The organism is Actinocrinis sp., from assembly GCF_035938995.1.
Classification (GTDB): domain Bacteria; phylum Actinomycetota; class Actinomycetes; order Streptomycetales; family Catenulisporaceae; genus DASZGI01.
The window spans coordinates 1-6,453 of the sequence record NZ_DASZGI010000058.1 but is presented as its reverse complement, the minus strand read 5'-3'; the positions used below and the strand labels follow the sequence as shown (position 1 = coordinate 6,453).

The following is a 6,453-nucleotide window of genomic DNA, read 5'->3' as shown; positions in this document are numbered from 1 at the left end:
TAGGGCGCCGCGCTCACTCCGCCGTGCCGGTCGGAGAAGGCGAAGCGGAAGCGGCCGTGCTCGAAGAGCTCCACGCCCCGAGCCTTTCAGATCGGCGCGCGATCACCAACCCGCATGATGATCCGACAATCACGGAGGAACGGCGCCGACTGGCCTCGCCGCGACTGGCGCGCTCACAACCGGGGCGACAATCCGACGATCGGGTAATCGGACTGTCGGGAGCGGGGGCGGGGCTGACGTGGAAGGTGGGCGGGGTACGTGGGAGCGCGATGGTCGAGGCAGGTGATGCTCGACAGCGAGCGCCGCTAGTTGCCCTCTTTGAGGAAGTCCGGGATGTCCAGCTCGTCCGCGACCACGGTGTCCTCGGTGCGGGAGCCGGGGATGGTGGCGGACAGGGGGTCGTCCTCATCGTTCGGCTTGGGCAGCGCGCCGAGCATCGCGTTCTGCACCGTCGTGTTCCCGGCCCCGTCCTCGCGGCGGCCCGGCTCGCGGCGCTTGGACGGCTGGCCGCCGTCGAATCCGGCGGCGATCACGGTGACCCGGACCTCGTCGCCGAGGGCGTCGTCGATCACCGCGCCGAAGATGATGTTCGCGTCCTGGTGCGCCGCCTCGGAGACCAGCTGCGCCGCCTCGTTGATCTCGAACAGGCCCAGGTCCGAGCCGCCGGAGATGCTGAGCAGCACGCCGCGGGCGCCGTCGATGGAGGCCTCGAGCAGCGGGGAGGAGATCGCCATCTCGGCCGCCGCGACCGCCCGGTCGTCGCCGCGCGCCGCGCCGATGCCCATGAGCGCTGAGCCGGCCTCGGACATGACCGACTTCACGTCGGCGAAGTCCAGGTTGATCAGGCCGGGGGTGGTGATCAGGTCGGTGATGCCCTGGACACCGGACAGCAGCACCTGGTCGGCCGACTTGAACGCGTCGAGCACGGTCGCGCCGGGGGCCGAGATCGACAGCAGCCGGTCGTTCGGGATGACGATGAGGGTGTCGACCTCCTCGCGCAGCTGTGCGATGCCCGACTCGGCCTGCGCCGCGCGCCGCCGCCCCTCGAAGGTGAACGGGCGGGTTACCACGCCGATGGTCAGCGCGCCGAGCGCGCGGGCGATCCGGGCCACCACCGGAGCGCCTCCGGTGCCCGTGCCGCCTCCCTCGCCGGCGGTCACGAACACCATGTCGGCGCCCTTGATGACCTCCTCGATCTCCTCGGCGTGGTCCTCGGCGGCCTTGCGCCCGACGTCCGGGTCGGCGCCAGCCCCCAGGCCGCGGGTCAGCTCCCGGCCGACGTCGAGCTTCACGTCCGCGTCGCTCATCAGCAGGGCCTGCGCGTCGGTGTTGATCGCGATGAACTCGACGCCCTTGAGCCCGACCTCGATCATCCGGTTGATCGCGTTGACGCCTCCGCCGCCGATGCCGACGACTTTGATCACGGCGAGGTAGTTCTGCGGTGCACCCACGGTTCGAAGGCCTCTCGCGCTGGTGAGTACGGATGGATCGTCGGCGCTCAATGCGACTCGCACACGACCTTATCGCCCTCGCGGCGAGTCAACATCAAATAGGGGTCGACACCACGGGACGACTCGATCGACGACTCGACAGTAGGTCGCGCGGCGCGCGCGTTCAACGAACACGCCGAGACTTGTTCGCCGACAGTTAAAGTGACTCAGTGTCAGACAGGCATATCGTTAGGACATCGCGGGAGCATCTGGGGCACTGACGTCGTATCGGGCAGCCCGGCCCGTGCGCATCAACGCCGCGAGGTCGAGGGCCTTTGCCGACGGGTCGTCACCCCCGCCCCAGTCGACGGTCACACCGCCGGACAAGCGGAGCGTTATCGAATACGGGCTCGCGGCGGTAATCCCGGTAACCCGGTGCGCGATATCGGCAGGCAGCGCCTTAAGCGCGGCGAGCGCTCCAGGCACGACCGCAGCTTTCACATCAGCCCCACCCTGCACCTGAATTACCGTCAATCCGGGGATCGCGTTCGCCGCCTTGCCGAACACCACCCCGGTCGCGTCGACGACGTCGAATCCCGAACCGTCCGGGATCAGCGCGGCGGCGGTCCGCTCGACCACGGCGATCACCACGGTGTGCGGCCAGTCGCGGGACACGCTCGCGGAGGCGATCCGCGGGATGCGCTGGACCCGGTCCCGGGCGCCGGACAGGTCGGCCGCGGCGAGGGGAGTGCCGATGCGCAGGCCGGCTGCCGCGATGACCTGCTGCGCGGAGACCGTCTTCTGGCCGACGACGCGCACCGCGTTGATCCCCAGCGCGGAGGTGTGCCACACGAGCGCGTACCCGACGCCGGCGAGCAGCGCGAGCACGACGGTGACCGTCACCGACAGCCGCCGCCACCGCTCGCGGGCGCGCATCCGGGCGGCGTAGAGCTGGGCGGGGCGCAGCGAGACCTGCGGCCCGGCGTCCGGGGTGTTCTGGACGTCCGCGCTGCTCCCAGTGCCGCGAGTGTCCTGGCCGGTCACTTCTGATCCCGGGTCCGCGACTTGAGCAGGTCCAGGACCTTCGGGCCGAGGGTGGTGACGTCTCCCGCCCCGGCGGTGACCACCACGTCTCCCGGCCGGGCCCAGTCCGCCAGGCGCTTGACCGCGGCCGCGGCGTCGGGCTCGAACGCGACGCGGTCGGCGGGCAGCGGCACGTCCCCGGCGATCGTCTCGCCGGTGACTCCGGGGATCGGGGTCTCGCCGGAGCCCGGATAGACCTCCATCACGACCACGGCGTCAGCGGCTCCAAGCGGCTCGCCGTACTGGCGCAGGAACGCCTGTGCCCGGGAGAAGCGCTGCGGCTGGAACGCGACGATGAGCCTGCCGTCGCCGGCCAGCGCCCGGAACGCTGCGAGGGTCGCGGCGATCTCGGTCGGGTGGTGCATGTAGTCGTCGTAGACGCGGACACCCGCGGCCTCGCCCTTGAGCTCCATCCGCCGCCGGGCGCCGGCGTAACTGCCGACCGCCTCCGGGATGCGCGACGGGTCGATGCCGAGTTCGGCCAGGACGGCGAAGGCGGCTGCGGCGTTGAGCGCGTTGTACCTGCCGGGAACGCCGAGCCGGACGCGGCTTTCGCGCCCGCGCGCGTGAAGGGTGAAGTGCGCGTGGGCGTCGACGATCTCGAGGTCGGCGATCCGGTAGTCGGCGTCGGCCGCTTCGCCGTACCACAGGACGCGGGTGCCGGCGTCGCGCGCGATCCGTCCGACGGCTACCGCGCCGGGGTCGTCGGCGCAGGCCAACAGCAGGCCGCTGGGCTTGATCCGGCGGGTGAACTCGACGAACTGGTCGCGCACGTGGTCGAGGGAGGTGAAGTACTCGGCGTGGTCGAGTTCGACGTTGGTGACCACGGCGATGTCCGGCTGGTAGTGCCGGAAGGTGCCGTCCGACTCGTCGGCCTCCGCGACGAACACCGCGCCCCGGCCCGCCCGGCCGCTCACGCCGGTGGCGCCGATCTCGCCGCCGATCGCGTACGACGGCTCCTCGCCCAAGCCCTCCAGCGCGACCGCGGTCATCGAGGTCGTGGTCGTCTTGCCGTGGGTGCCCGCGATCAGCACGGCGGTGCGCCCGACCATCAGCGCGGCCAGCGCGGTCGCCCGGTGCACCACCCGCAGCCCGCGCCGCCCGGCCTCGACGATCTCGACGTTGTCCGGCCGCACCCCGGTGGACACCACCACCGTGTCCACACCGTCCAGGTTCTTGGCCGCCTGCCCGATCCGGACGCGCGCTCCGGCGACCTCGAGCGCGTCGATCGCGGCCGTCCGCTTGATGTCGCTGCCGGAGACCGGCAGACCGCGCTCGACGGCGATCCGGGCGACCGGCGCCATCCCGACCCCGCCGATGCCGACGAAGTGGAGCCTGCCCAGGTCCTCGGCCGGCGGGATGTGCGCGGGCGGGTCGAACACGGTCACGCGCCGGCCCCGGCGCCTGCCTGACCGGCCGCCTCGAAGACCAGGTCGGCCAGCGCCTCGTCGGCGTCGCGGCGGCCGAACTCGGCGGCGGCGCGGCCCATCCGGTCCAGCTCGGCGCGGTTCCGGGCGAGCGGGAGGAGATTGCCGATCAGCCATTCCGGGGTCAGCTCCGCGTCGTCCACGAGCAGACCGCCCCCGGCCCGAACCGCCGGCTGCGCGTTGAGGCGCTGCTCGCCGTTGCCGATCGGCAGCGGCACGTAGGCGGCGGGAAGGCCGACCGCGGCGACCTCGGCGCAGGTCATCGCGCCTCCGCGGCAGAGCACGACGTCCGCCGCCGCGTACGCGAGGTCCATCCGGTCGAGGTAAGGCACCGCCACATACGTTGCCCCGCTGACCTCGGGCGTCGTCCAGGCGTCGTAGTTTCCCCGGCCGACCGCGTGCAGGAGCTGGATGCCCGCGCTGCAGAATTCGGGCGCGGCGGCGGCGACGGCCTCGTTGAGCCGCCGGGCCCCCTGCGAGCCGCCGTAGACCAACAGCGTCGTGCCGTCCTTCTCGAGCCCGAAGGTGTCGCAGGCCTCGGCGCGCAGCGCAGGCCGGTCGAGGGAGGCGATCGCGTGGCGCAGCGGCATGCCGATGTACCGGCCGCCGCCGAGGCGGCAGTCCGGCGAGCCGGTGGCGATCCGCTCGGTCATCCGGGCGCCGACCCGGTTCGCCAGCCCGGGCCGCACGTTCGCCTCGTGCACCACGATCGGCACGCCGCGGCGGCGGGCCGCGAAATAGGCCGGAAGCGCCACGTACCCGCCGAAGCCGACGACGACGTCCGCGTGCACCTTGTCCAGGACTTCGGCGGCGCGCCGGACGGTGCCGGCCAGCCGGCTGGGCACGGTGAACAGCTCGGAGGTCGGGCGGCGCGGCAGCGGTACCGCCGGGATGAGTTCGAGGTCGTAGCCGCGCCCCGGGATCAGCTTGGTGTCCAGGCCCTTGGTCGTGCCCAGGGCGGTGATGCCGATGCGCGGGTCGCGCCGGCGCAGCGCGTCGGCCAGGGCGAGCGCCGGTTCGATGTGCCCGGCGGTGCCCCCGCCGGCGAGCACGACCTGCAGCGGGCGGGCCCCGTCGTCCGGCGCCGGGTTCGGCGCGGGGTCGGTGATCACGGGTTCGATCGTCGCGGAGTCGATCGTCGCGGGGTCGGTCGCGCGGTCGGTCATCACGGCGTGCGTCCCTCGATTCGCTGAGGCTGCGGGCGCGGACGGGCCCTGAGCATATCCGTTCCCGGCGCGTCCGCCGACCCGGACGGCCGGGCCCGGCCCGGGGCGCCGGGAGCGGGAGCGGCGCCCGGCGCGCGCGAGAAGGAGACCAGCATGCCGATCGCCGCCATCGACGGCAGCAGCGACGAGCCGCCGTAGGAGACGAAGGGCAGCGGCACCCCGGCGATCGGCAGGATGCCCAGCACTGCGCCGAGGTTGATCATGACCTGGACCATCAGCCAGGCGGTCACCGCGGCCGCGGCCAGCCGCACGAAGGCGTCCTCGGCGCGCAGCGCTATCCGCGCCCCGGCGAAGCCGATCAGCCCGAAGAGGGCCAGCACCGCCAGCGCCCCGATCAGTCCGAGCTCCTCGCCGATGATCGCGAAGATGAAGTCGGTCTGGGCTTCGGGCAGCGAGCCCCACTTCTCCCGGCTGGCCCCCACCCCGACGCCGAACCAGCCGCCGGTGGACAGCGCGCTGAAGCTGTGCAGCGCCTGGAAGCCGGTGCCCTGCGGGTCGGCGGTGGGGTCGAGGAACGCGGTGAAGCGGCGCACCCGGCTGGGCCGGATGAGCACGGCGACCGCGGCGAGGGCCGCCGCGGAGCCGGTGAGGGTGGTGAACAGGCGGCCGGGCGCGCCGACGACCCACAGCAGGGCGAAGGCGATCGCCGCGATGATGATCGAGGTGCCCATGTCGCCGCCGAGCATGACCAGTCCGACGATCAGGCCGGACATCGGCAGCAGCGGCACGATCAGGTGGTCCCAGCCGGCCAGCCGCCGCTCCTTGCGGGCCAGCAGGTCCGCGCCCCACAGGACCAGGGCGAACTTGGCGAACTCGCTGGGCTGGATGGTCAGCGGACCGAGCACCAGCCAGTTCTTGTTGCCGCCGGTCGAGACCGAGCCGAAGGCCAGCACCGCCACCAGCAGCACGAGCGTGACGAGCAGCAGCGGGTAGGCCGCGGCGCGGTAGAAGCGCACGGGCAGCCGGGCCGCGACGATCATCATCGGGATGCCGATGACCGCCGAGATCGCCTGGCGTTCGACGGTGCTCAGCTCCGCCTTGCCGGTGAGCAGGTTGTGCACCGTGGAGGCCGAGTAGACCTCGAGCAGCCCTACCACGACGAGCAGGAACGTGGCGCCGATCAGGAAGTAGTACGGCAGCATCGGATGCACCGGGCGGCCGCCGGGGACGCCCCCGGGGCGCAGCCAGCGCAGCGTCGCGCGCACGCCGCCGCGCCGGTCAGCGTCGACGGGCGTGCGCGAAGGTGGGTGATACGAGCGCTCGTCCGCCACGCCTCCCGCCTCGCTT

At 72.7% G+C, this 6,453-nt stretch carries 5 protein-coding genes; all 5 read right to left on the bottom strand.

The genetic code is table 11. The features are described from left to right. Window positions 1-305: 305 nt before the first annotated feature. The gene (ftsZ, locus tag VGZ32_RS03870; RefSeq protein WP_326884402.1) at window positions 306-1,451 is read right to left on the bottom strand and encodes a cell division protein FtsZ; all 1,146 of its coding nucleotides are present in this window, start codon (window positions 1,449-1,451) and stop codon (window positions 306-308) included. Between the two features lie 228 nt (window positions 1,452-1,679). Next, window positions 1,680-2,474, bottom strand: coding sequence for a cell division protein FtsQ/DivIB (locus VGZ32_RS03865; RefSeq protein ID WP_326884401.1), 795 nt, complete (start codon window positions 2,472-2,474; stop codon window positions 1,680-1,682). Further along, the gene (murC, locus tag VGZ32_RS03860; RefSeq protein ID WP_326884400.1) at window positions 2,471-3,901 is read right to left on the bottom strand and encodes a UDP-N-acetylmuramate--L-alanine ligase; all 1,431 of its coding nucleotides are present in this window, start codon (window positions 3,899-3,901) and stop codon (window positions 2,471-2,473) included. Before murC ends, VGZ32_RS03865 begins: the two co-directional genes overlap by 4 nt. Then, on the bottom strand, window positions 3,898-5,001 hold the full coding sequence (gene murG / locus VGZ32_RS03855) for an undecaprenyldiphospho-muramoylpentapeptide beta-N-acetylglucosaminyltransferase (RefSeq protein ID WP_349263474.1): 1,104 nt from the start codon (window positions 4,999-5,001) through the stop codon (window positions 3,898-3,900). The genes murC and murG overlap by 4 nt, the downstream gene beginning before the upstream one ends. A gap of 104 nt (window positions 5,002-5,105) precedes the next feature. After that, window positions 5,106-6,453 (bottom strand): putative lipid II flippase FtsW (gene ftsW, locus VGZ32_RS03850; protein ID WP_326884398.1); only part of this gene is annotated, 1,348 nt, incomplete at its 5' end.